Annotated in this window: 19 protein-coding genes and 2 tRNA genes; 14 read left to right on the top strand and 7 right to left on the bottom strand. The window is 65.6% G+C overall.

Annotation, left to right across the window (positions count from 1 at the left end):
* The first annotated feature begins 15 nt into the window (after positions 1 to 15).
* The 4 genes from pstB (at position 16) to phoR (ending at position 3,745) form a co-directional block, all read left to right on the top strand.
* Complete coding sequence (pstB, locus tag BKK80_RS15090; protein ID WP_071014081.1) at positions 16 to 804, top strand: phosphate ABC transporter ATP-binding protein PstB; 789 nt, start codon at positions 16 to 18, stop codon at positions 802 to 804.
* A 70-nt stretch (positions 805 to 874) separates the two neighbouring features.
* On the top strand, positions 875 to 1,579 hold the full coding sequence (phoU, locus tag BKK80_RS15085; protein WP_071014078.1) for a phosphate signaling complex protein PhoU: 705 nt from the start codon (positions 875 to 877) through the stop codon (positions 1,577 to 1,579).
* Positions 1,580 to 1,596: 17 nt separating this feature from the next.
* Complete coding sequence (gene phoB, locus BKK80_RS15080; RefSeq protein WP_071014076.1) at positions 1,597 to 2,307, top strand: phosphate regulon transcriptional regulator PhoB; 711 nt, start codon at positions 1,597 to 1,599, stop codon at positions 2,305 to 2,307.
* 97 nt (positions 2,308 to 2,404) lie between these two features.
* A complete protein-coding gene (gene phoR / locus BKK80_RS15075) occupies positions 2,405 to 3,745 on the top strand; it encodes a phosphate regulon sensor histidine kinase PhoR (RefSeq protein ID WP_071014073.1) in 1,341 nt (446 codons plus the stop codon).
* A 136-nt stretch (positions 3,746 to 3,881) separates the two neighbouring features.
* On the opposite strand, the gene ppk1 is transcribed toward phoR, so the two are convergent.
* Complete coding sequence (ppk1, locus tag BKK80_RS15070) at positions 3,882 to 5,960, bottom strand: polyphosphate kinase 1 (RefSeq protein ID WP_071070107.1); 2,079 nt, start codon at positions 5,958 to 5,960, stop codon at positions 3,882 to 3,884.
* Between the two features lie 194 nt (positions 5,961 to 6,154).
* Between ppk1 and ppx the strand changes: the two genes are divergently transcribed.
* The gene (ppx, locus tag BKK80_RS15065) at positions 6,155 to 7,687 is read left to right on the top strand and encodes an exopolyphosphatase (RefSeq protein WP_071014068.1); all 1,533 of its coding nucleotides are present in this window, start codon (positions 6,155 to 6,157) and stop codon (positions 7,685 to 7,687) included.
* A gap of 102 nt (positions 7,688 to 7,789) precedes the next feature.
* On the opposite strand, the gene BKK80_RS15060 is transcribed toward ppx, so the two are convergent.
* From BKK80_RS15060 to infA, 3 genes are all read right to left on the bottom strand, one after another.
* Positions 7,790 to 8,626: a GNAT family N-acetyltransferase gene (locus tag BKK80_RS15060; protein WP_083384115.1), complete on the bottom strand. Its 837-nt coding sequence runs from the start codon at positions 8,624 to 8,626 to the stop codon at positions 7,790 to 7,792.
* 166 nt (positions 8,627 to 8,792) lie between these two features.
* Complete coding sequence (locus BKK80_RS15055) at positions 8,793 to 9,266, bottom strand: SixA phosphatase family protein (protein WP_071014063.1); 474 nt, start codon at positions 9,264 to 9,266, stop codon at positions 8,793 to 8,795.
* 169 nt (positions 9,267 to 9,435) lie between these two features.
* Entirely contained in the window at positions 9,436 to 9,657 is a 222-nt protein-coding gene (infA, locus tag BKK80_RS15050; protein ID WP_008641674.1) for a translation initiation factor IF-1, read from the bottom strand.
* Between the two features lie 549 nt (positions 9,658 to 10,206).
* Here infA and BKK80_RS15045 point away from each other — a divergent pair.
* Positions 10,207 to 10,722, top strand: coding sequence for a hypothetical protein (locus BKK80_RS15045; RefSeq protein WP_071014061.1), 516 nt, complete (start codon positions 10,207 to 10,209; stop codon positions 10,720 to 10,722).
* A gap of 287 nt (positions 10,723 to 11,009) precedes the next feature.
* Here BKK80_RS15045 and BKK80_RS15040 read toward each other — a convergent pair.
* Positions 11,010 to 11,086 (bottom strand) — tRNA-Pro (locus BKK80_RS15040).
* A 549-nt stretch (positions 11,087 to 11,635) separates the two neighbouring features.
* Between BKK80_RS15040 and BKK80_RS15035 the strand changes: the two genes are divergently transcribed.
* Together BKK80_RS15035 and BKK80_RS15030 are read left to right on the top strand one after the other, a co-directional pair.
* Positions 11,636 to 12,751: a GGDEF domain-containing protein gene (locus tag BKK80_RS15035; protein WP_236903687.1), complete on the top strand. Its 1,116-nt coding sequence runs from the start codon at positions 11,636 to 11,638 to the stop codon at positions 12,749 to 12,751.
* Between the two features lie 74 nt (positions 12,752 to 12,825).
* Positions 12,826 to 12,902 (top strand) — tRNA-Arg (locus tag BKK80_RS15030).
* Between the two features lie 170 nt (positions 12,903 to 13,072).
* Here BKK80_RS15030 and fabI read toward each other — a convergent pair.
* On the bottom strand, positions 13,073 to 13,861 hold the full coding sequence (gene fabI / locus BKK80_RS15025) for an enoyl-ACP reductase FabI (RefSeq protein WP_071014056.1): 789 nt from the start codon (positions 13,859 to 13,861) through the stop codon (positions 13,073 to 13,075).
* A 246-nt stretch (positions 13,862 to 14,107) separates the two neighbouring features.
* Between fabI and BKK80_RS15020 the strand changes: the two genes are divergently transcribed.
* The 5 genes from BKK80_RS15020 to BKK80_RS15000 all read left to right on the top strand — a co-directional run bounded on the left by BKK80_RS15020 (position 14,108) and on the right by BKK80_RS15000 (position 20,909).
* Positions 14,108 to 16,000, top strand: a complete 1,893-nt coding sequence (locus BKK80_RS15020) for an extracellular solute-binding protein (protein ID WP_071038171.1) — start codon at positions 14,108 to 14,110, stop codon at positions 15,998 to 16,000.
* Positions 16,001 to 16,026: 26 nt separating this feature from the next.
* Positions 16,027 to 17,079: a microcin C ABC transporter permease YejB gene (locus BKK80_RS15015; protein ID WP_071014051.1), complete on the top strand. Its 1,053-nt coding sequence runs from the start codon at positions 16,027 to 16,029 to the stop codon at positions 17,077 to 17,079.
* Positions 17,076 to 18,200 carry an ABC transporter permease gene (locus tag BKK80_RS15010; RefSeq protein WP_071014048.1) on the top strand — a complete coding sequence of 375 codons (1,125 nt, stop codon included), beginning with the start codon at positions 17,076 to 17,078 and terminating at the stop codon, positions 18,198 to 18,200. Before BKK80_RS15015 ends, BKK80_RS15010 begins: the two co-directional genes overlap by 4 nt.
* Positions 18,201 to 18,259: 59 nt before the next feature.
* The gene (locus tag BKK80_RS15005; RefSeq protein WP_418235898.1) at positions 18,260 to 19,849 is read left to right on the top strand and encodes an ABC transporter ATP-binding protein; all 1,590 of its coding nucleotides are present in this window, start codon (positions 18,260 to 18,262) and stop codon (positions 19,847 to 19,849) included.
* Positions 19,850 to 20,213: 364 nt separating this feature from the next.
* On the top strand, positions 20,214 to 20,909 hold the full coding sequence (locus BKK80_RS15000; RefSeq protein WP_071014045.1) for a C40 family peptidase: 696 nt from the start codon (positions 20,214 to 20,216) through the stop codon (positions 20,907 to 20,909).
* A 91-nt stretch (positions 20,910 to 21,000) separates the two neighbouring features.
* On the opposite strand, the gene BKK80_RS14995 is transcribed toward BKK80_RS15000, so the two are convergent.
* Complete coding sequence (locus BKK80_RS14995; RefSeq protein ID WP_071070105.1) at positions 21,001 to 21,960, bottom strand: patatin-like phospholipase family protein; 960 nt, start codon at positions 21,958 to 21,960, stop codon at positions 21,001 to 21,003.
* 257 nt (positions 21,961 to 22,217) lie between these two features.
* Here BKK80_RS14995 and gltX point away from each other — a divergent pair, with 257 nt between their 5' ends.
* Positions 22,218 to 23,624: a glutamate--tRNA ligase gene (gltX, locus tag BKK80_RS14990; RefSeq protein WP_071070103.1), complete on the top strand. Its 1,407-nt coding sequence runs from the start codon at positions 22,218 to 22,220 to the stop codon at positions 23,622 to 23,624.
* The last annotated feature ends 116 nt before the right edge of the window (positions 23,625 to 23,740 follow it).

Here is a 23,740-nt window from a genome sequence, read left to right as displayed (position 1 = left end):
CCGCGAGACAAGAGCATGACTTCGACCGTCATCGACATCCCCGACACCGTCCGTGCCAAGATCGACGTGCGCAACCTGAACTTCTTCTATGGTCAGTTCCATGCGCTGAAGAACATCAATATGTCGATTCCCGACCGCAAGGTGACGGCCTTCATCGGCCCGTCCGGCTGCGGCAAGTCGACGCTGCTGCGTACCTTCAACAAGATGTACGCGCTCTATCCGGAGCAGCGTGCCGAGGGCGAGATCAACATGGACGGCGAGAACCTGCTGACCAGCCGCCAGGACATCGCCCTGCTGCGCGCCAAGGTCGGCATGGTGTTCCAGAAGCCGACGCCGTTCCCGATGTCCATCTACGACAACATCGCCTTCGGCGTGCGCCTGTTCGAGAAGCTGTCGCGCTCGGAAATGGACGACCGCGTGGAGTGGGCCCTGACCAAGGCGGCGCTGTGGAACGAAGCCAAGGACAAGCTGCACCAGTCGGGCTATGGTCTGTCGGGTGGCCAGCAGCAGCGCCTGTGCATCGCGCGCGGCATCGCCATCCGCCCCGAAGTCCTGCTGCTCGACGAGCCGTGCTCGGCGCTCGACCCGATCTCGACCGGCCGCATCGAGGAACTGATCGCCGAGCTGAAGGACGAGTACACCGTCGTCATCGTGACGCACAATATGCAACAGGCGGCGCGCTGCTCGGACTACACCGCCTACATGTACCTGGGCGAGCTGATCGAGTTCGGCGAGACCGAGAAGATCTTCATCAAGCCGCATCGCAAGGAAACGGAAGACTACATCACCGGCCGTTTCGGCTGATCGCCATCGGCCCGTTCGATTCCGGTCCATGCCGCACGTGCGGCGACCGGTTCGCGGCCAGGAGGACACCATGACCGACAAGCACCTGTCTACCCAATTCGACGCCGACCTCAACGCCATCAACACCAAGCTGCTGCAGATGGGCGGGCTGGTCGAGTCGCAGATCGAGCGCGCCATGCGCGCGCTGGCCGACTTCGATGCCGACCAGGCCGACCAGGTCATCGCGCGCGAGCAGCAGGTCAATGCGATGGAAGTCGAGATCGACGCCGACTGCGGCAATATCATCGCGCGCCGCCAGCCGACCGCGCGCGACCTGCGCCTGGTGATGGCCATCTCCAAGACCATCACCAACCTCGAGCGCGCGGGCGACGAGGCGGACAAGATCGCCAAGCGCACCAAGCACATCATGGAGGATGCGGCGGGGCACAATATCAACTACTCCGAGGTCAAGCTGTCCGGCGACATGGCCATCGCGCTGTTGCGCCAGGCGCTGGATGCCTTCGCCCGCCTCGACACGGTAGCCGCCGCCCGCATCGTCAAGGAAGACAAGGCGATCGACGACGAATTCCGTGCCTTCGTGCGCAAGTTGATCACCTATATGATGGAAGATCCGCGCACCATCTCGGTGGCGCTGGATTTCCTCTTCGTGGCCAAGGCCGTCGAGCGCATCGGCGACCACGCCAAGAACATCGCAGAATTCATTATCTACATCGTCAAGGGAACCGACGTGCGCCATGCCTCGCGTGAGGACATGGAGCGCGAAGCGTTGAGCTGATCGGGAGAACATCGCATATGCCTAGCAGTATTCTTGTCGTCGAGGATGAACCGGCCATCGCCGAACTGATCGCGGTCAACCTCCAGCACGCCGGCCACTATCCGATTCGCGCGTATAACGCCGAGCAGGCGTTGTCGCTGATGAGTGACGTGCTGCCGGATCTCGTGCTGCTCGACTGGATGCTTCCGGGCAAGTCGGGCGTCAATTTCGCGAAGGAACTGCGCAACAACGATCGCACCAAGCAGATCCCCATCATCATGCTGACCGCGCGCAGCGAGGAGCAGGACAAGGTGATGGGTCTGGAGGCGGGCGCCGACGACTACGTCACCAAGCCGTTCTCGCCGAAGGAGCTGCTGGCGCGGATCAAGGCGGTGCTGCGCCGCCGCGCGCCGCAGCTGACCGACGACGTGGTCGCCATCAATGGCCTGCGCCTCGATCCAGCCACCCATCGCGTCACGGGCCAGGATACCGGCGGCGAGGCGATCAAGCTGGATCTTGGGCCGACGGAGTTCCGCCTGCTGCACTTTCTGATGACCCATCCGGAGCGCGTCCACAGCCGCTCGCAGTTGCTGGATCAGGTGTGGGGCGACCACGTGTTCGTCGAAGAGCGCACGGTGGACGTCCATATCAAGCGCTTGCGCGCGGCCCTGACGCCGGGCGGATACAGCAATATGATCGAGACGGTGCGCGGCAGCGGCTACCGCCTCGCGCGCGCTCCCGGCGCCTGACGGCCGAGGCCCGGCGGCTGCGCCGGCGCTCCGTTCATGGCACACTCCTGCGCAACTATCGTTTGGCGCGGCTGTCCGGCCGCGCCTTGAATGTCCGATGAACGTCATCTGGGCCCGTTCGGCGGCCATCCTGATCAGCGTGGCCGTCGCGTCGGCCGGGCTCTACCTCTGGCGCGGCCCGGTCTGGGCGCTGTCGCTGGGCTGCCTGGCCCTGCTCGGGCAACTGGGTTACTACCTCTATCAGATCAACCGCCTGTGGAAGGTGCTGGATGCGCCCGCCTACGGCGAGATCCCCAGCGCGCTCGGCCTGTGGGGCGAGGTGTATTACCGGCTGCACCGGCTGGTCAAACGCTGGCGCTTGCAGGTGCTGCAGGTGGAGCAGCAGCACCTGCGCTTCATCCAGGCCATCCAGGCCTCGCCCAATGGCGTGCTGATGCTCGATGATGCCGACCAGATCGAATGGTGCAACGACGTGGCTGAGCACCACCTCGGCCTGAACGCGCGGCGCGACGTGCGCCAGCGCATCACCCACCTGATCCGGCGCCCGGAGTTCGTCCAGTACCTGATGCGCCAGCGCTTCGATGACCCCCTGGTCATGCGAGACATGGGTTCGCACAAGCACGGCGTGATCGCCGTGCAGATCCTGCCGTATGGCGAGAATCGCAAGCTGGTGCTGACGCAGGACATCACCAAGCTGGAGAACACCGAGGCCATGCGGCGCGACTTCGTCGCCAACGTCTCGCACGAACTGAAGACGCCGCTGACCGTGCTGACCGGTTTCCTGGAGACCGTGCGCGACCTGCCCGTGTCGGAGGAGGACCGCCGCCGCTACGTGGACCTGATGCTGGTGCAGTCGATGCGCATGCAGCATATCGTCGAGGACCTGCTGGCGCTGGCCAAGCTGGAAAGCGACGCCCAGGCGCCGGGCTACGAGCCGATCCCCGTCAACGGTATGATCGCGCACCTGCTGCACGACGCCGAGGCATTGTCCCAGGGGCGCCACCGCATCACCAGCGACGTGGATGCCGGAGTGATCCTGCGCGGCTCGGAAACGGAACTGTTCTCGGCGCTGGCCAACCTGGTATCGAACGCCGTGCGCTACACGCCCGACGGCGGCCAGATCGGTATCCGCCTGGCCATGGACGAGGGCCATGCGGTATTTTCCGTCAGCGATACGGGCCTGGGCATCGCGCCCGAGCACATCCCGCGCCTGACCGAGCGCTTCTACCGCGTCGACCGCAGCCGTTCGCGCGATACCGGCGGGACCGGTCTCGGTCTGGCCATCGTCAAGCACGTGCTGTCGCGCCACCATGCCGACCTGCGTATCAGCAGCGAAGTGGGCCGGGGCAGCGTGTTCCGCGTCGTATTCCCGCTCGACCGCAGCGGGCATGAGGCCCAGCAGGTGCGTGGCGGCGATATGCCGCAGCGCGCAGCCTGAGGCTGGCGCGCCGATACGAGTCGACCGGCCGCGTCAGGAAGCGTGAGGCACGGGGGGCTGGGGCTGTAGAGGCTGACCAGGCGCCAGCAGGCAAGCGGGCCGCTCGCGCCTGCGGCCCGTCCGGGTTCAGCTGGGGTCAGCGATTGCCGAACAGCGCCAGCAGGTCGGTCTGGCTGACGTGCTGCAGCTTGGCCTTGGATTGCTTGTGCACGTATTCGCCATCACCCTGCATGATCCAGGCCGAGGCATTGTCGCGCAGGTGCACGCGCAGGCTTTCCTGGATCACGCGCTGCTTGAGCGCCTTGTTCTTGACAGGGAAAGCGACTTCGACACGGCGGAACAGGTTGCGGTCCATCCAGTCGGCGCTGGACAGGTAGACCACCTCCTCGCCGTCGGCCAGGAAGTAATAGACGCGGTGGTGCTCGAGGAAGCGGCCGACGATCGAGCGTACGCTGATATTCTCGGACAGCCCCGGCACCCCGGGCCGCAGCGCGCACACGCCGCGCACGATCAGATCGATCTTCACGCCGGCGCGCGACGCCTTGTACAGCTCGTCGATGATCGATGGCTCCAGCAGCGCATTCATCTTCGCCATGATGCGGGCACGCTTGCCGGCGCGGGCATTGCGGGCTTCGGCGCGGATGTGTTCCACCAGCTGGTCGTGCATGGTGAAAGGCGACTGCCAGAGCTCGTTGAGGCGGATGCTGCCAGCGGTGCCGGTCAGCAGCTGGAAGACGTGATGGACATCCTCGCAGATGGTCTCGTCGGCCGTCAGCAGGCCGAAGTCGGTGTAGAGACGGGCCGTGCGCGGGTGATAGTTTCCGGTGCCCAGGTGCACGTAGCGGCGCAGCTTATGGTCCTTGGACTTGATGCGCTCGCGGCGCACGATCAGCAGCATCTTGGCGTGGCACTTATGTCCGACCACGCCGTAGACCACGTGGGCGCCGGCATTCTCCAGCTGTTCCGCCCAGTTGATATTGGTCTCCTCGTCGAAGCGCGCCAGCAGCTCCACCACCACCGTGACTTCCTTGCCGTTGCGAGCGGCAGTCATCAGGGCTTCCATCACCAGCGACTCGTTGCCGGTACGGTAAACCGTCTGCTTGATCGCCACCACGTCGGGATCGTTGGCCGCAAGCTGCAACAGGTCGAGCACCGAACTGAAGCTCTCGTATGGATGGTGCAGCAGCACGTCCTGCTGGCGGATGGCGTCGAACATCGAGACGCCACCGGAGAAGGCCTTGACGGCGGCCGGTACGTGAGGAGGGAACTTGAGCGCGGGGCGGTCGACCAGGTCGGGGATCTGCATCAGCCGTACCAGGTTGACCGGGCCACTGACGCGGTACAGGTCCTGCTCGCCCAGGCCGGACTCCAGCAGCAGGCGGCGTGCCAGTTGCGGCGGGGTGTCGGATGAGACTTCCAGCCGCACCGTGTCGCCGAAGTGCCGTGTCGGCAGCTCGCCCTGCAGCGCTTCGCGCAGGTCGGTGATCTCGTCTTCCGAGACGAACAGGTCCGAGTTGCGGGTCACCCGGAACTGGTAGCAGCCGTGCACCTCGATGGCGGGAAACAGCTCGTGCACGAAGCCTTGCATGAAGGACGACAGCAGCACGAAGCCAAAGGGGTAGCCGGACAGCGATTCCGGCATCTTGACCACGCGCGGCAGGGCGCGCGGCGCCTGCACGATGGCCAGCTCGGCCTCCCGGCCGAAGGCGTCGGTGCCCGACAGTTCGACCACGAAATTCAGGCTCTTGTTGAGCACGCGCGGGAACGGGTGGGCGGGGTCGAGGGCGATCGGCGTCAGCACCGGGCCGAGTTCGCGCAGGAAGAAATCGCGCGCCCAAGTCCTCTGGGCGTCATTCCACGAGCCGGTCAGGTGGAAGAAGACACCTTCCTTTTCCAACAGTGGGAAAATCACGCTCTGCAGCATGTCATACTGCATGCCGACGAGCCGCTGGGTGCGTTCGGTGACGAGCTGGTAGGTCTGCTGGAAGGAGAGGCCGTCGGGCGTCATGCCGGACGGGTTGTCGCGCAACTGTTCCTTGAGGCCCGCCATGCGGATCTCGAAGAACTCGTCGAGATTGCTGGATACGATGCAGATGAACTTCAGTCTTTCCAGCAGCGGGACCTTGGGATCTGCTGCCTGCGCCAGGACACGTGCGTTGAATTCCAGGATGCCGAGCTCACGGTTGAGCAGCGTACCGGGCGGCGTCGTCGACATTGGCATGACCTTATTTTGGTAATGCTGCGACTTTTTCATAGAATCATGTCAGTTTGATGACATTGTGATTTTGTCATGCTCCGGTCATGAGCAAGACATATTTTGAGGGATTGGGCCATGGACAGGGAAGGTGCCGCAAGTGCCGCCGGTTGCCGGGCCACCGAGAATCCCACATCTGAGTTCCGCACACAACGATGAATGAATCCCCACGCTTGCTGGCCGCAGTCGACATGGGTTCGAACAGCTTCCGATTGATGATCGGGCGGGTGGACGAGACCATGACCGCATCGGGTCCGGCGAGTCAGATCTTCCAGGTCGACGCGCTGCGCGAGCCTGTCCGGCTGGCAGCCGGCCTGACCCCTGACAAGTATCTCGACCAGCCCGCGCGGCGACGCGGCGTCGATGCGTTGCGGCGCTTCGGTGACCGCTTGCGCGATTTCGCGCCCGGGCAGGTGCGCGCGGTGGCGACCAATACGCTGCGGGTGGCGAAGAATGCGCCGGAATTCCTGATCGAGGCAGAGGCGGCGCTGGGCTTCCCGATCGAAGTCATCGCCGGCCGCGAAGAGGCGCGCCTGATCTACCTCGGTGCCTCGCACGATGCCCCGGCGTGCCAGGGCAACCGGCTGGTGGTCGATATCGGCGGCGGCTCGACCGAGTTCATCATCGGCAGCGGCTTCCAGCCCAAGCTGATGGAGAGCCTGTACATCGGCTGCGTGTCGCACAGCCGGCAGTTCTTCCCCAGCGGCAATGTCGACGACTACGCGATGAAGCAGGCCGAGCTGGCCGCGCGGCGCGAGATCCAGGTGCTGGTGCGCCAGTATCGCGGCGCCGGCTGGCAGCAGGCGGTCGGTTCCTCGGGGACGGCGCGCGCGCTGGCAGAACTGATCGAGCTCAACGGCATGAACGACAACCCGGGCGAGCACGGCATCACCCGCGAGGGACTGGAGCGGCTCAAGCGCGCACTGGTCAAGGCGGAGAACGCCAACCGGGTCAAGCTGGCCGGGCTCAAGCCGGACCGCATCCCGGTGCTGCCGGGCGGGCTGGCGATCATGCTGGGCGTGTTCGCCGAACTGGACATCGAGCGCATGGATGTCACCGACGGGGCGCTGCGCCTCGGGGTGCTCTACGACCTGCTGGGCCGCAGTCATCACGAGGACATGCGCACCGTCACGGTCGACCAGTTCATGCGCCGTTATGCGGTGGACCGCGCGCAGGCCCAACGCGTGCGCAATGCCGCGCTGAGCCTGCTGGCGCAATTCCCCGAGCCGCCCGACGAACTCCGCGAGGACAATCTCGCCCTGCTCGGCTGGGCGGCAAGCCTGCACGAGATCGGCATGTCGATCTCGCACAGTGGCTATCACAAGCACTCGGCCTACATCGCCACGCACGCCGATATGCCCGGCTTCTCGAAGACCGACCAGGCGCGGCTGGCCGCGCTGCTGCTCGGGCACGCGGGCAAGCTCGGCAAGCTCTCCGGCAGCGGACGCTTCCTCGACTGGCGCATGCTGTTCAGCCTGCGCCTGGCCTTCGTGCTGTGCCGCCGGCGTACCGACTCGCCGCTGCCGCAGATCCGCGTGCGCCAGCGCGCCGATGCGCTCGACGAAGGTTTCGAGGTGCGGTTGCCGCGCGACTGGATCGATGGCAATCCGCTGATCGAATACAGCCTCGCCCAGGAGGCCGATGAGTGGGAGCGGGTGGGCAAGCGCTACAAGGTGGTCTACGCCTGAGCACGGCACCCGCCGCCGGGGCAGGGTGCCGGGGCCCGCAACGGGCCCGTTTCAGGCTCGTCCGGAGTCCATTGCCGAATGCGCAGGCCGGCCGTGCGCGGCTCAGCGGCTCAGGCCGAGGAAGTGGCGGGCGTAGCGCGGATTCATGTCGGCCACGCGCAGCAGGGTCAGGAAGTCCGCGACGTTGAAGTCGGGATCCCAGGCAGGCAGGCCGCAGATACGCGCGCCCAGGCGCAGGTAGCCCTTGATCAGCGCGGGCGGCTCGACGTCCAGATCCTGGTTCAGGTCGTCCACCGGCAGCGGGAGGCGCGGGAAGGCATGGTACTCGATCGGTGCCAGCGAGCGCTCGGCGAAGCGCCGGTACAAGCTGGCGGCATAGTGGCCGCCATCGCTCATCGGCACGCTCGCACAACCCAGCATCGACTCGATTCCCCAGCGCTGCAGGTACTCGCCGAGCCCGCCCCACAGCGCCATGATGACGCTGCCGGAGCGATAGTCGCGATGCACGCAGGAGCGGCCGAGTTCCAGCATCTTCGGGCGCAGGTGGGCCAGGCGCACCAGGTCGAATTCCGATTCCGCGTACAGGCAGCCGATGCGCTTGGCCTGGTGCGGCGGCAGCACGCGATAGGTGCCTACCACCTTGAGCGTGGTCTGGTCGCGCACGATCAGGTGATCGCAATAGGCGTCGAACATGTCGACGTCCAGCTCGGGCACGGTGGAGGTCAGGCGCGCGCCCATTTCCTCCGCAAAAACCTTGTAGCGCAGCCGTTGGGCTTCGACTACCTCGTCCTGGTGGCGCGCCCACGCCACGCTGAAAGCAGCCGGCTCATGCGCTGGTGCATCCGGTTGGCGATGAAGACGCCTCCGCGCCGTCTGGCCGTTCAGGCCATTGGGCAAGGCGTCGAAGAGCGGCTGGGTCGGCGTCGGCAGATCTCGCATCAGTATGTCCTTTCGATGACGTAACTGTTGCGAAGCAATGTAGAGAGGCCGGGTGACAGCGCCGTGAAGAGGTAATGACGGTTGCGTGACGCGGCGCCGGCCGAAGGCAATTCCGGTGCACGGGAGTGCATCGCGCGGCGGGCGATGCACTCGCCCTGGTGCCGGGTCAGAGGAATTCGGGGTTGACCACGGCGCGTAACACGACCTGCGCCTCGTTTTCGCGGGTCCGGCTTGCGAGCCACCAGATGCCGCTCTTGCGTACGCTCCAGTCCATCTCGCTGCCGGCCAGCAGCAGGCTGGCCACGCGGCCGAGCCAGGGCTGGTGCCCTACCACGATGGTGTCTGGGCCTTCCGGCCAGCCGACCGCGGCAAGCACGGTGCTGACGTCGGCGCCGGGCACCAGTTCGCGCACGATCTCGGGCTGTGGGGTCAGTGCGGCGGCAGTTTCGCGCGCGCGCACTGCCGGGCTGCAGAGCACGCGGATGCCGGGTGCGGCATGCGCGCGCAGCCATTTCGCACAGGCTTGCGCCTGCTGGTGGCCCCGCCGCGTCAGTGCGCGCTGCAGGTCGCCGTTACGGGTGAGGCCCAGCGGGCCGGCGGCCTCTTCGGCCTCGGCATGGCGCCACAGGATCAGGTTCATGACGTGACAGGCGTGCGCTGTGATCGTAACGGCCGAGTATGGCGAAACCGCCGCTCATGCGCAAGGCGCACGACCGCTTTCCCGCGGCCGGCAAGCCCCGCGGCTGAACCTGACGGCTGGCGGGCGCTGCTCCGGCGACGTGCCGGACGAAGCGCCCGCCGGCGAAGGATCAGGACTTGTGACGGAAGTTGATGCGACCCTTGGTCAGGTCGTATGGCGACATTTCCAGGGTCACGCGATCGCCGGCGAGAATACGGATGCGGTGCTTCTGCATCTTGCCGGACGCATAGGCCCAGATCTCGACGCCGTTTTCCAGCGTGACGCGATAGCGGTTGTCGGGGAGGGCTTCCGACACCACGCCGCCAAATTCAATCAGTTCTTCCTTAGCCAATCTGTCTTTCCTTTTCCGCAGCCTCAATGGGGCCGCATGAGTTGAGAGAAATGCATTCTATGCCGCGATTTCCCGATCGGCACGAGCCGCCGCATCGCGGCGCAACGCCCGCATGCAGCGCGGAGTGTCGTGAAATCGAGAAAAGGGCGGAATTGCCCCAGCCTGCAGGCCGGGTCCAGTACCGACGCGGCCGTGAAATGCGCACGGTGCTGCTGGGCAAGAAACAAAGCTGGCTCGCCGCAGCCGCGCCGTGGGGATGATGTCGTTTTCAGCGGGGGCGCCCGGTGACAGGGCACGCTGCGCCTGATGCTGGCGCCATTCAACATTGTATCACGAAGCCGGAGACTGGCTCGATAGGACTGGTGCGCGGCAACAAGCAGCTGCCGGGCGCCGGCCGGGCGTGCTGCCGGGGTGCGGTGGCGGCCGCTTGGCATTTTCCCGCGGCGACCTATATGTATCTATGAGGGCGGCGCGTTTGCCGAGCCGGGTTGGTGTGGCAGGTGCGCACGCTGTGCTGTCCCCGGGGGGATGCCGAGCAAGGAGGTTCATATGGAACTGCACCTGCATTCGCACCGCTTCGTCCACCGTATGCCGGACTGGCGGGCAGCGGCCTTTGCGGGGCTTGCCGCTGGCGTGGTCTATGTCGTGATGGAATTGCTGGCGGCGCGCTTTGTGCTCTATCGAGGGGCCTGGGACACGGTCAAGATGGTCGCGGCGATCATGCTCGGCAGCGGCGCGCTGAGTTCGCCCGATGCGTTCAGTTGGATCGTGGTGCTGGCTGCCGCCATCGTGCACTTCGGCCTGTCGATCGTGCTGGCGCTGGTGCTCGCCATGCTGATCGCCGCCTTCCGGCTGGATTCCGGTCAGGGCCTGGTCGCGCTGTCCGGCGCGCTGTTCGGCGTGGGAGCCTACCTGCTGAACTTCTATGTCTTTACCCGCTACTTCAACTGGTTCGATCAGGCGCGCGGCTTGGAGAGCTTGCTGGCGCATGCGGTGTTCGGGCTGGTTGCCGCCCTGGCGTACTGGCACCTCGAGCGCCGAGAGCCATTGACGTCATTGCCCTGAAGGTGGGCCGGCCTGAAAAGAGGTCGTGTAGGAGGGTGACGCCTCCTACACGCCAAACGGCAACGGGAGTGTGAGTGTGTTGCCGAGCGTCATTCTGCGATGCGAGCGGTGCAAATGTACCCCTACCGACGTTGGGGTTACTCCTTTTGGGGGTATGGGTCGAGCAAGTTGCTCAAGGGCAATGTCTTCCCGGGCGCCATGTCGTGTTTGGTAACGACCAAACATGGTGGCGGCCAAACAAAAACGGCTTGTACCAGCAGGTACAAGCCGTTGATTTGCAATAAAACTGGTCGGGGCGACATGATTCGAACATGCGACCCTCTGATCCCAAATCAGATGCGCTACCAGGCTGCGCTACGCCCCGAAGCCGGCAATTGTAGCCTCCGGCTCGGCTGGCGGTCAATTGCCATGTCGCTGGTGAGCACGGGACACTTGCCGGGAATCTCGACGGCATCGCGTGGGCAGCCGTTACGAGGCCGCCGCCGGCATGGCTTGACTTGGGCCCCGGCGCTGACATAATCCGCACACCGCTGCGCCGGCGATGCGATGTCCTGCTGCGCGGAGAGCGGAAAAGCTGGCGAAGGGACCAAGATAGAGAGAGTTCCACGACAACGCCAGGCGTCCGACACATCGTATCGTCGCGACTCGGACCAACCAGACGAACCGGCGCGCCATGACGCGCCGGCACGCCACCCACCCGGTGCGGCTTACCCGGGGGAAGGTGGCGGCATTGCGGTGCAGAGGCTCACGCCGGTAGCGGCGTCCGGCGGGGGGGGCGGGCGTCGCCGGAAGCGTGGCAGCTTCGCACTTGGAACGGGAAAACATGTCTCAGTCACAGTGGATCGTGCTCATTGCCGGCCTGTTCGGCCTGCAGATGGGCGTCGTGTGCCTGGCGTTGCTGCGCACGCCCGGCATGGGCGGTATCGGCCTGAAGCCCTGGGCGGCCGCCGGTCTTGCCGTGTGTGCGGCGGCCGTGGCCCTGGTTTCTCGCCAGTGGCTGCCGGGAGGGAGCCCGCAGGGCCTGGCCGAACTGATGCTGGTGCTGGCGCTGTCTGCCATGCTGTACGGGACCCGGCGCTTTTTCGGCAAGCGCGGCCATGGCTGGATCTGGGTGGCCCTGAACGCGGTCATCCTGGCGGCCGTGGGCTGGATGACGTTATCACGTGCTCCGGAGTATGTGGTGCTGCTCGGGCTCGCGGCGGCTGGCGCCGTTTACGCGCTGGGCCTGGCGCTGATCGTGCTTGCGCGCGTGGCCGGGAGGCGTGGTATCGGCCGGCTGGCGGCCTTGTCCTTGCTACTGATCGCACTGGCATCGACACTGGTCAGCTTGCTGCAAGCGTATGCCGCCGCGCAGGATGGCCGCCTGTTCTTGCCGGTCGAGGCGGGCAGTCTTGGCGTGCTGCATGTCTTTGCCGCCGCGGGCCTGTCCATCAGCTTTGCGCTGATGGCATACGATCGCCTGCGTCGCTTGCTGGAGCAGCGCGCGCGCCATGATGACCTGACCCAGGTACTCACGCGCGGCGCTTTCTGGGAGGACTTCGAGGCGGCCTGCGAGCAGGCTGAGCGCAAGGGGCAGCCGCTGACGGTCGCCTTTGTCGATCTCGATCACTTCAAGGCGATCAACGATCTCTACGGTCATCTCGCCGGCGACGGCGTCCTGCGGCATTTTGCCGGCTTGCTGTCGCGCAGCGTGCGCGCCGAGGACGTGGTCGGCAGGCTGGACGGAGAGGAGTTCGGTATCGTGATGCCGAACACCTCACTGGATCGCGGCCGGGCGGCAACCTTGAAACTGAGCACGCTGGTGCGCGGCACGCCTTGTCCTTCCGAGCCGGATGCCATCCATTACACGGTCAGCGTCGGTATGGCCGAGCGGCGGCCGGGGGAGGGCCCCGATGCCCTGATGCGGCGCGCCGACAGCGCACTCTACGAGGCCAAGACAATGGGGCGCAATTGCGTGGCGTCCGACGCCGGCCGGCCGCAGGACTCGCTGCCGCGTTTCGTGCGCGCTCGCGACAAGGCGCCGCACTGAGCGCTGCAACTGGTTTCCGCCATGCGTGCATCGCGCGCATGGCGACGTATCTCTGGGGTAGAATGCTGCCCTTCGCGTCCTTAGCTCAGTTGGATAGAGCACTCGCCTTCTAAGCGAGCGGTCAGAGGTTCGAATCCTCTAGGACGCGCCACCGATCATCATCCTTCGCCATTCGCGCCGCGTCTGCCGTGCAGGACGCGTGCGCATACTTCCGGCAAGCATTCCCGACGCAAGAGCCTTCCGGGGCAAGGAAAAAAGGCACCGGCTTGCGCGCGGTGCCCTCATGGTGGCTTGGCCGGCCCGCCAGGGCGGGCCGCGGCCTCATTCTTCGGCAGGCAGGCTTGCGCCCATCACGTTGAAGCCGCCGTCCACATAGGTGATCTCGCCGGTCACGCCACTGGCCAGGTCGGACAGCAGGAAGGCGGCCACATTGCCGACTTCCTCGATGGTCACGTTGCGGCGCAGCGGTGCCGCATCCTCGAAATGGCTCAGCAGCTTGCCGAAGCCCTTGATGCCGGAAGCCGCCAGGGTCTTGATCGGCCCGGCCGAGATGCCGTTGGCGCGGATCCCGCGCGGGCCGACCGAGGCCGCCAGATAGCGCACGCTCGCTTCCAGCGAGGCCTTGGCCAGCCCCATCGTGTTGTAATTGGGCACCACGCGTTCCGCGCCGAGGTAGCTCAGCGTCAGCAGCGAGGCCTTGTCCGACAGCAGCGGCAGCGCGGCCTTCGCCAGTGCCGGAAAGCTGTACGCGGAGATGTCGTGCGCGACGCGGAAGCCCTCGCGCGACAGGCCTTCCAGGAAGTCGCCGGCGATCGCCTCGCGCGGCGCGAAGCCGATCGAGTGGACCAGCCCGTCGAAGGTCGGCCAGTGCTGGCCGAGCGCGGCGAAGGTGGCCGCGATCTGCTCGTCGCTGCCGACGTCGCATTCAAACACCAGTTCGCTGCCGAATTCCTTGGCGAAATCGGTGATGCGGTCCTTGAAGCGTTCGCCGACATAGGTGAACGCCAGCTCGGCGCCTTCGCGCTTGCAGGCCGACGCGATGCCGTAGGCGATCGAGCGGTTCGACAGCAAGCCGGTGATCAGGATCCGCTTACCTGCCAGAAATCCCATAGATTCTCCATGATGGTGTCTCGGCCGGGCACGCTTTGTGCTGTACTCTTTGCACGGTACGCGCCGCGCGGCGACCGGGGCGGTGCGCGCGGACCGGCCGGCCCGAGTGTGGGGGGGCGGCCTGTACGGCCGCGTACTGGAATGTCCGGATGGCTGGGCGCCAGCCGAACGCATGTAAAATTGTCTCATAACTGGCGGGGCCGAAGATGCCCTGCCGCAGCGATCCTAGTGGAGGACCCCAGCGGGATGCCTATTCGTGCACCTTGGCCGTTCGATGCGGCGGGACGACGTTTCCTCGGCCGTACGGTCAAACGATGCGGGCTGGCGCTCCTGCTGGCAGTGCAGGCGGTGCCGGTGCTGGCGGCGCATGGCTATGCTCAGTACGGGGACCTCAAGTACGGTCCGGATTTCACTCATTTCGACTACGCCAATCCCGCGGCGCCGCGGGGCGGCACGCTGACGCTGGCCAACCCGGACCGGCGTACCAGCTTTGACAAGTTCAATCCGTTCACGCTGAAGGGCACGGCAGCGCCAGGGCTGAATGCCTTGATGTTCGAGTCGCTGTTGATCGCCAGCGCCGATGAAACCGCGAGCGCCTACGGGCTGCTGGCCGACGACGTGACGATGGCACCCGACCAGCTCTCGGTCACCTTCCACCTGCGGCCCCAGGCGCGTTTCTCGAACGGCGACCCGGTGCTCGCCTCCGACGTGAAGTACTCCTACGACATGCTGATGAGCAAGTCCGCCAGCCCGGGCTACCGCAGCATGTGCGAAGACGTGAAGGGCGTGGTGGTGCTCGGGCCGAGCACCGTGCGCTTCGACTTCAAGCAGCACAACCAGGAGTTGCCGCTGATCGTCGGGTCGCTGCCGGTGTTCTCGAAGAAGTGGACTGAAAAGGCGTCTTTTGCCGACATCACCTTCGAGGCCCCCGTCACCAGCGGTCCCTACCTGATCGAGCGCTACGATGCCGGACGCGGCATCATCTACCGGCGCGATCCCAGTTACTGGGGCAAGGATCTTGCCGTGCGCCGCGGCACCTTCAACTTCGACCGCGTGGTCTACCGCCTCTACAAGGACGAGACGGCCCGCCTGGAGGCATTCAAGGCCGGCGAGTTCGATGCCATCGTCGAGTATCGCGCCAAGAACTGGGCCAAGAGCTACGTGGGCAAGCGCTTCGACAACGGCGAACTGGCGAAGACCGAATTCCCGCACCACAATGGCGCCGGCATGCAGGGCTTCGTCATGAACATGCGCAAGCCGATGTTCCAGGATGTGCGGGTGCGCCAGGCGCTGTCGCTGGCGCTGGACTTCGAATGGCTGAACCGCCAGTTGTTCTACGGCGCCTACCGCCGGCTCGACAGCTGGTTCTCCAATACCGACCTGGCTGCCGCCTCGACCTTCGACGGGCGTCCCACGCCCGGAGAGCTCGGTCTGCTGGATCCGCTGCGCAGGCAGCTGGGGCCGGAAGTCTTCGGCCAGATCGTGGCCCAGCCGACCACCAACCCGCCGCGTTCGCTGCGCGACAACCTGCGCCTGGCGCAGCGCCTGCTGGCCCAGGCCGGCTGGACCTATTCCGATGGTGCGCTGCGCAATGCCAAGGGCGAGGCCTTCTCCTTCGAGTTCCTCGACGACGGCGGCGCCATGAGCCGCGTCATCACGGCCTACGTGCGCAATCTGGAGAAGCTCGGCATCCAGGTCGACCAGCGCACCACGGACTTCGCGCTCTACCAGAAGCGGCTGGAAGACTTCGACTTCGACATGGTGTCGATCCGCTATCCGGATTCGCAGAGCCCGGGCAACGAGTTGCGCGACCGCTTTTCCAGTGAGGCAGCCGGCACGCCGGGCTCGGACAACCTGTTCGGCCTGAAGTCGCCCCCGGTCGACAAGCTGGTCGACAACGTGCTGCATGCGCGCACGCGCGAGGAACTGATCAACGCCTGCCGTGCGCTGGACCGCGTGCTGATGCACGGCTACTACATCATTCCGCACTGGTTCAGCGCCTACCATCGTGTGGCCTACCGCAAGGAATTGTCATACCCCCAGCGCCTGCCGGCGTACTATACGGCGGAAGGCTGGATCCTCAGCAACTGGTGGCGCAATGACCTGGCGCCCGCGAAAGCCCAGGCGCAGACGAAGTAGGCGACCCGGAAGCGACAAGGAGACGTATGCTCGCCTATCTGTTCAAGCGCATCCTGCTGATGATCCCGACGCTGATCGGGGTGGTGACCCTGACCTTCGTCGTCGTCCAGTTCGTGCCGGGCGGCCCGGTCGAGCAGATGATGCTGGAGATGAAGGGGCGGGCCGGCGGTAGTGGCGAAGCCAGCGGCGGGGGGGCGGAATACCGCGGCCGGCACGGCCTGGGCCCCGAGCGGATCAAGGAGATCCAGGCGCTGTACGGCTTCGACAAGCCGCCACTGGAGCGCTACTTCCTGATGCTCAAGCGCTTCGCCCGCTTCGATCTGGGCCAGAGTTACTACCAGCACCGCAGCGTCTGGGAACTGGTCAAATCCAAGCTGCCGGTGTCGATCAGCATCGGTCTGTGGACGTTTTTCCTGACCTACCTGATATCGGTGCCGCTCGGCATCTCGAAGGCGATCCGGGCGGGCAGCCGCTTCGACGTGGTGACCACCATGATCGTGCTGGTCGGCTATGCCATCCCCGGTTTCGTGCTGGGGGTGCTGCTGCTGGTACTGTTCGGTGGCGGCACTTTCGTGCAGTGGTTCCCGCTGCGCGGCCTGACCTCGGACAACTGGGACCAGCTTTCGCTGCTGGGCAAGGTGACGGACTACCTGTGGCACCTGGTGCTGCCGATCACGGCCTCGGTGGTCGGCAGCTTCGCCGTGGTGACCATGCTGACCAAGAACGCCTTCCTGGAGGAAATCCGCAAGCAGTATGTGTTGACGGCGCGCGCCAAGGGCCTGGCCGAGGGCAGGGTGCTGTGGAAGCATATCTTCCGTAACGCCTTGATCCCGCTGGTGACGGGTTTCCCGGCCGCCTTCATCGGCGCCTTCTTCACCGGCTCCCTGCTGATCGAGACCCTGTTCTCGCTGGACGGCCTCGGCCTGCTGTCCTACGAGGCCGTGCTGCGCCGCGACTACCCGGTGGTGCTGGGCACGCTCTACCTGTTCACCCTGATCGGCCTGGTCACGCGGCTGATCTCGGATGTCTGCTACGTGATGGTCGACCCGCGCATCCACTTCGAGGCGATGCACCGATGATGTCTCTCTCCCGCATGCCGGCCAGCGGCCTGCCGCATTCCCTGTCGCCGCGCCAGCGCGCGTGGCAACGCTTCCGGCGCAACCGCCTGGGCTACTGGAGCCTGATCCTGTTCCTGCTGATGGTGGCGGTCAGCCTGGGCGCGGAGTTGCTGTCCAATGACCGGCCGCTGGTGGTGCGCTACCAGGGTCAGTGGTATTTCCCCATCGTCAAGACTTATCCCGAGACCACCTTCGGCGGCAATTTCCCCACGCCAGCGGACTATCTCGATCCCTATATCCTGGACAAGCTGACCAGCGGCGACAACTTCGCCGTCTTCCCGCCCAACCGGTATTCGCACGAGACGCTCAACTACTTCGCCAAGGAGCCGAATCCCGCGCCGCCCTCGGCCGAGAACTGGCTGGGTACCGACGACCGCGGGCGCGACGTGCTGGCGCGGCTGCTGTACGGTTTCCGCGTGTCGGTGCTGTTCGGTGTGGCGCTGACCGTCATCGGCGTGCTGGTCGGCACCCTGACCGGCGCCCTGATGGGGTTCTTCGGCGGGCGCTTCGACCTGGTCTCGCAGCGTCTGATCGAGATCTGGAGCTCGATGCCGGAACTCTACCTGCTGATCATCTTCGCCTCGATCTTCCAGCCAAGCCTGGCGCTGCTGATCATCCTGCTGTCGCTGTTCGGCTGGATGGGGCTGTCGGACTACGTGCGCGCCGAGTTCTACCGCAACCGCTCGCTCGACTATGTCAAGTCGGCGCGCGCGCTGGGTTTGTCGAACGTGCAGATCATGTGGCGCCACATCTTGCCCAACAGCCTGACGCCGGTGATCACTTTCCTGCCATTCCGCATGAGCGCGGCCATCCTGGCGCTGACCAGCCTCGACTTCCTCGGGCTGGGAGTGCCGCCGAGCACCCCCAGCCTTGGCGAGCTGCTGGCGCAGGGCAAGGCAAATCTCGACGCCTGGTGGATCTCTCTGTTCACCTTCGCCGTGCTGGTGGTGACGCTGCTGCTGCTGACCTTCATGGGCGATGCGCTGCGCGACGCCTTCGATCAGCGCCTGGGCATGGCCGCCTTGCGCGGCCGTGTCCAGCCCAAGGTGCCGGCTCCCGTCACCGCGGAGGTGGCACGATGAGCGTGGTGATGGAGAAGAAGCAGCGTCCGGCCCGGACCACGGCTGAGGGTTCCACGCTGATGTGCGTGGACCGCCTTTCGGTGACCTTCGGTCATGGCGAGCACGCCACGCGCGCGGTGCGCGAGGTCAGCTTCGACCTGCGTGCCGGCGAGCGCTTCGCACTGGTGGGCGAGTCGGGCTCGGGCAAGACGGTAACCGCGCTGGCCATGCTGCGGCTGGTCGAGGATGCCTACTACGACGGTGCCATCCGCTTCGAAGGACGGGACCTGCTGAGCATGTCGGACCGCGAAGTGCGCGCGATCCGCGGCGCCGAGATCGCCATGATCTTCCAGGAGCCGATGACGGCCCTGAACCCGCTCTATACGATCGGCAACCAGATCGTGGAGACCTTGACGCTGCACGAGGGACTGGATCGCCGCGCGGCGCGCCAGCGCGCGATCGCCCTGCTCGAGCGGACCGGCATTGCCGATGCGGAGCACAAGTTCAACAGCTTCCCGCACCAGCTGTCGGGCGGCCAGCGGCAGCGCGCGATGATCGCCATGGCGCTGGCATGCCGGCCCAAGCTGTTGCTGGCCGACGAGCCGACCACGGCGCTTGACGTGACCATCCGCGCCCAGATCCTGGAGTTGCTGCGCGATCTGCAGGCCGAGTTCGGCATGACGGTGGTGCTGATCACGCACGACCTGAACCTGGTGCGCTCGTTCGCGCAGCGGGTCGGCGTGATGGAAAAGGGCGTGCTGGTCGAACTGGGGGAGACGGCAACGGTGTTCGCAGCCCCGCAGCACCCCTACACCCGCCGGCTGATCGACAGCCGGCCCCGCCGCGACGTGATGCCGCTGGTGCCGCTGGCGCCGGTCCTGCTCGAGGCGCGCGGGCTTAGCGTGGACTATGCGCGCAAGCGTGCCGGATTCAAGGGCTGGTTCGGCAAGGAGCGCTTCTCGGCGGTCAAGCACGTCGATTTCCAGTTGCGCGAAGGCGAGACCCTCGGCATCGTCGGCGAGTCGGGCTCCGGCAAGACCACGCTGGTTCATTCGGTGCTGGCCTTGCAAGGCAAGAGCGGGGGGGATATCGAATTCCTTGGGCGCGGCCTCGAGCGGATGACCCGCCGCGAGCGCAGCCAGATGCGTTCGCGCCTGCAGGTGGTGTTCCAGGATCCCTTCGGCTCGCTGTCGCCACGCATGACCATCGAACAGATCGTCGGCGAGGGGTTGAGCCTGCACCAGCCGGGCTTGTCGGCGGAGGCGACGCGCCAGCAGGTGATCGAGGCCTTGCGCGAAGTCGGGCTCGAGCGCACCGCGCTGGGGCGCTATCCGCACGAATTCTCCGGCGGTCAGCGCCAGCGCATCGCCATTGCGCGGGTGCTGATCCTGAAGCCGCAGGTGCTGGTGCTGGATGAGCCGACTTCGGCACTCGATGTGTCGATCCAGCAGCAGGTGCTGACGCTGCTGGCGCAGCTGCAGCATAAATACAACCTCAGCTATCTCTTTATCAGCCACGACCTTGCCGTGATCCGCGCGATGGCGCATCGCGTGCTGGTGATGAAGGCGGGGGAGGTGGTCGAGTCGGGCGAAACCGAGGCTGTGCTTGGTGCGCCACAGCATCCCTACACCTGCAAGCTGATGGCGGCAGCGGCGATCGGCGGGATGTGATCTGTTGCGGTGCGGCGATTATCCGGGCGCGTTGTCTGGTTTCATACGCACGTCATGAAATTTCCGAGAAAGTAGATGCGAGTCTTGTCTTATCATCTTGATTCGCAAGGAAAAACCGGGGAATTTGTAACGAACTTTGACATGTCAATGACAACCTTATACCATCCCGCGAGAGGTTTTTTCGGGGGTGGCCTGCTGGCGGTTGTCTGACATCCGGGCCTGCGTTCCTGCACAGAGTTGGTGCCTGGTAACGGGCCCGCTTCTTGCGTCAGCTTCGTTTTCGCATTAGAGCCATCCCGGGTCAAATGGGGGTCTGGCGGCGTTTTTCGGCGCTGCCCGACGAATAATCAATTCAGGAGAACCAATGCAGCGAACGGTACTTCATTCCCTGGCGCGCGCCGCCGTTGGAATTGCCATTGCCTGCGGTGCGACTCTGTCGAATGGAGTGCTGGCGGACACCGTGTTCAAGGACCCGGATGCCCGCATCGACGCACGCGCCGAGTTGAGCGCAGACCAGCCGGCGGAAGGTAAGCGCAGCCTGCTGTCCTCTGTCATGAACTCCACCAGCAACGTCGCCAGCAAGGCCGGCGACCTGGTGATGAATGCGCTGGGCCTGATCGGCGTGCGCTACCGCTTCGGCGGCAACAGCCCCGAGTCCGGCCTGGACTGCAGCGGTTTCGTGCGCTACGTCTTCAACGACACCTTCGGCTTCATGCTGCCGCGCCGTTCGGTGGAGATGAGCCAGGTCGGTACCACTGTGGCGGCCAACGACCTGCGGCCGGGCGACCTGGTGTTCTTCAACACCATGCGCCACACCTTCTCGCATGTCGGCATCTACATCGGTGACAACAAGTTTGTCCATGCGCCGTCCACCGGCAGCAAGATCCGTGTCGACGACATGCGCGCCAGCTACTGGGTGACGCGCTACAACGGCGCGCGCCGCATCGACGACGTCAGCGTGCTGCGCACATCGGGCGGGGCTGACAACCTTGGCAATATGGTCGAGACGCTCAAGCGCTTCGATCCTAATGCCAGTGGACGCTCGCTCTACGGCGGCTGACCTGCACGCGCCACCATGAAAAAGGACTGCTCCGGCAGTCCTTTTTTGTTGGTCCGGCCGGTTGGCCGGGAAGGCGAGGCCAGCGTGGTGGCTATTGTGCTGCCACCGTTCCCGATGCGTGGTTTCGCGCTTGCTCGAGCTTGGCGCGCAGGGTCGGCATGGCGGCAGCTGCAGCCTGTTCCCCGGCCAGGATCGCGCGGTTGCGCGCGGCGAAATCGCTGCCGCTCATATCGGGAAGGTTGGGGCGGATGACGATGTCGGCGCGCGCCAGGGCCTGGCGGTTGATGGTCTGGCCCATGATGGCCGTGGTCTGCAGCAGCACGCCGCTCTGGCCGTCGCTGTTCTGGCTGGACGGGTCGGCGGAGATGTTCACGGCGATGACGAAGTCGGCCCCCATGCTGCGCACGGAGTCCACCGGTACCGGTTCGACGAGCCCGCCGTCGACATAGTCATGACCCTGGATCGTCACCGGCCGGAACACACCCGGCACACTGCTCGAGGCGCGCACGGCCTGGCCGGTGTTGCCGCGTCGGAACAGGATTGGCTGGCCGGTCTTCAGGTCCGTGGCCACGATGCCGAGCGGAACCTTCATCGCCTCGATGGGGCGATTGCCGACCAGCCGGTTGACGTAGTTCTGCAGGGCTTCGCCCTTGATCCACCCTCCGAAGCGGGTGCCGAAGGGCAGGGCCCAGTCGGCAATGGTCGCTTCGTCCATGTGCAGGGCCAGCTTGTTCAGTTCGAAGCCGCTCATGCCGGTGGCATAAAGGGCGGCCACCACGGCGCCGGCACTGGTGCCTGCGATCAGGTCGGCGCGGATGCCCTGCGCTTCCAGCGCCTTGATCACGCCGATATGGGCGAAGCCGCGTGCGGCGCCGCCGCCGAGGGCCAGTCCGATGCGCAGGGGGCGCGGCGGCACGGCTGGCGGTGTCGAGGTGGCCTGGCCGGCGGGAGCGGGACTACTGACCGAGGGCATGGTCGAGGGCTTGGGCCCGAAGGAGCAGGCGGCCAGCAGGGCGGCCGCACCGGCGCCGAGAAAACTGCGTCTTTGCATGAAACGGATGCGGATAGAAGGGCGGCGAGCACGTCCAGCGCTACGCAACGCGGATCGTGTGGTGCATCGGGCACCGCCAGCGGCTGCCGGCCGCCGGTTCCAGATTGAGACCGGCGCTAGCATAAATGATTCCTTGTGGGAGCGCCGTGCCGGCGGTCGGCGCCGGGGAGGGCGCAAGGCCTGCTTGCTATAATGCGGGCTTCCCTCCGATAGCCCGTTCGCCCGCGCGTGCGGGCGTTTCCGTCTTTTTCTCCCACATGACACAACGCGTCCGCACCCGCTTCGCGCCGAGCCCGACCGGTTTCATCCATCTCGGCAACATCCGCTCCGCGCTCTACCCCTGGGCCTTTGCCCGTCGTATGAAAGGGGACTTCATCCTGCGCATCGAGGATACGGACGTCGAGCGCTCCTCGCAGGAGGCGGTCGACGTGATCCTGGAGAGCATGGAGTGGCTGAGCCTGGACATCGACGAAGGCCCGTTCTACCAGATGCAGCGGATGGACCGCTACCGCGAGGTGCTCAAGCAGATGGTCGACGCAGGACTGGCCTATCCCTGTTATATGAGCACCGCCGAACTCGACGCACTGCGTGAGGCGCAGCGCGAGCGTGGGGAGAAGCCGCGCTACAACGGCTTCTGGCGTCCCGAACCGGGCAAGGTGCTGCCCGACCCCCCGGCCGGCGTGCAACCGGTGCTGCGCTTCCGCAATCCGCTGGAAGGGGCGGTCTGCTGGGACGATGCGGTCAAGGGGCGGATCGAGATCTCGAACGAGGAGCTTGACGACCTCGTGATCGCGCGCCCGGACGGTACGCCGACCTACAACTTCTGCGTGGTGGTGGACGATCTCGATATGCGTATCACCCACGTGATCCGCGGCGACGACCATGTCAACAACACGCCGCGGCAGATCAACATCATCCGCGCCCTCGGCGGCACGCCGCCGGTCTATGCGCACCTGCCTACCGTGCTCAACGAGCAGGGTGAGAAGATGAGCAAGCGTCATGGTGCAATGAGCGTGACCGGCTACCGCGACGAGGGCTACTTGCCGGAAGCCGTGTTGAACTACCTGGCACGCCTGGGCTGGGCGCACGGCGACGCGGAGATCTTCTCGCGCGACCAGTTCGTCGAGTGGTTCGACCTCGAGCATCTTGGCAAGTCGCCGGCGCAGTACAACCCGGAGAAGCTGGCCTGGCTGAACAATCACTACATCAAGGTGGGTGACAATGCGCGTCTGGCCGAACTGACCCGCCCCTTCATCGAGGCGATGGGCGCTACGGTCGAAGGTGCCGACCTGGCGGCTGTGGTGGCCCTGGTCAAGGATCGCGCCAACACGCTGAAGGAGGTCGCCCAGACCGCGCTGTTGTTCTATCGGGGCGAGCCGCAGCCGGACGCGGCACTCAAGGCCGAACACCTGAGCGCCGAAACCATCCCCGCCCTGCAGGCCCTTGCCACGCACCTGGCGGCGCTGCCGGAGTGGAAGCGCGAAGCGATCGGCGCGGCGTTCAAGGCGGTGCTGGCTGAATTCAGCCTGAAGATGCCGAAACTGGCGATGCCGGTGCGCCTGCTGGTGGCCGGGCAGCTGCAGACGCCCAGTATCGACGCGGTGCTGGAATTGTTCGGGCGCGAGACGGTACTGCGCCGGATCGGCGCCGGCCTGGCCGCCTGATCTGGCCGCTCAAGGTATTGAGAAAAAAGTCCCGGCAGGGGCTTGCATTCCTGCCTGGACTTGCGCATAATCTCGTTCTCCCTGCAGCGCGGTTCAAAACCAAGCGGGCTGACTGA

This window comes from Cupriavidus malaysiensis, assembly GCF_001854325.1.
Classification (GTDB): domain Bacteria; phylum Pseudomonadota; class Gammaproteobacteria; order Burkholderiales; family Burkholderiaceae; genus Cupriavidus; species Cupriavidus malaysiensis.
This window is presented reverse-complemented; position numbering and strand designations above follow the sequence as displayed.

Bases quoted from the DNA above. Each gene is read 5' to 3' on its own strand.
- fabI (WP_071014056.1), bottom strand. From the start codon at position 13,861: ATGGGATTTCTGGCAGGTAAGCGGATCCTGATCACCGGCTTGCTGTCG.
- ppx (WP_071014068.1), top strand. From the start codon at position 6,155: ATGAATGAATCCCCACGCTTGCTGGCCGCAGTCGACATGGGTTCGAAC.
- phoU (WP_071014078.1), top strand. From the start codon at position 875: ATGACCGACAAGCACCTGTCTACCCAATTCGACGCCGACCTCAACGCC.
- BKK80_RS15055 (WP_071014063.1), bottom strand. From the start codon at position 9,266: ATGAACCTGATCCTGTGGCGCCATGCCGAGGCCGAAGAGGCCGCCGGC.
- BKK80_RS15060 (WP_083384115.1), bottom strand. From the start codon at position 8,626: ATGCGAGATCTGCCGACGCCGACCCAGCCGCTCTTCGACGCCTTGCCC.
- pstB (WP_071014081.1), top strand. From the start codon at position 16: ATGACTTCGACCGTCATCGACATCCCCGACACCGTCCGTGCCAAGATC.
- gltX (WP_071070103.1), top strand. From the start codon at position 22,218: ATGACACAACGCGTCCGCACCCGCTTCGCGCCGAGCCCGACCGGTTTC.
- phoB (WP_071014076.1), top strand. From the start codon at position 1,597: ATGCCTAGCAGTATTCTTGTCGTCGAGGATGAACCGGCCATCGCCGAA.
- BKK80_RS15020 (WP_071038171.1), top strand. From the start codon at position 14,108: ATGCCTATTCGTGCACCTTGGCCGTTCGATGCGGCGGGACGACGTTTC.
- BKK80_RS15035 (WP_236903687.1), top strand. From the start codon at position 11,636: ATGGGCGGTATCGGCCTGAAGCCCTGGGCGGCCGCCGGTCTTGCCGTG.
- BKK80_RS15000 (WP_071014045.1), top strand. From the start codon at position 20,214: ATGCAGCGAACGGTACTTCATTCCCTGGCGCGCGCCGCCGTTGGAATT.
- phoR (WP_071014073.1), top strand. From the start codon at position 2,405: ATGAACGTCATCTGGGCCCGTTCGGCGGCCATCCTGATCAGCGTGGCC.
- ppk1 (WP_071070107.1), bottom strand. From the start codon at position 5,960: ATGTCGACGACGCCGCCCGGTACGCTGCTCAACCGTGAGCTCGGCATC.
- BKK80_RS15005 (WP_418235898.1), top strand. From the start codon at position 18,260: ATGTGCGTGGACCGCCTTTCGGTGACCTTCGGTCATGGCGAGCACGCC.
- BKK80_RS15015 (WP_071014051.1), top strand. From the start codon at position 16,027: ATGCTCGCCTATCTGTTCAAGCGCATCCTGCTGATGATCCCGACGCTG.
- BKK80_RS15010 (WP_071014048.1), top strand. From the start codon at position 17,076: ATGATGTCTCTCTCCCGCATGCCGGCCAGCGGCCTGCCGCATTCCCTG.
- BKK80_RS14995 (WP_071070105.1), bottom strand. From the start codon at position 21,960: ATGCAAAGACGCAGTTTTCTCGGCGCCGGTGCGGCCGCCCTGCTGGCC.
- BKK80_RS15045 (WP_071014061.1), top strand. From the start codon at position 10,207: ATGGAACTGCACCTGCATTCGCACCGCTTCGTCCACCGTATGCCGGAC.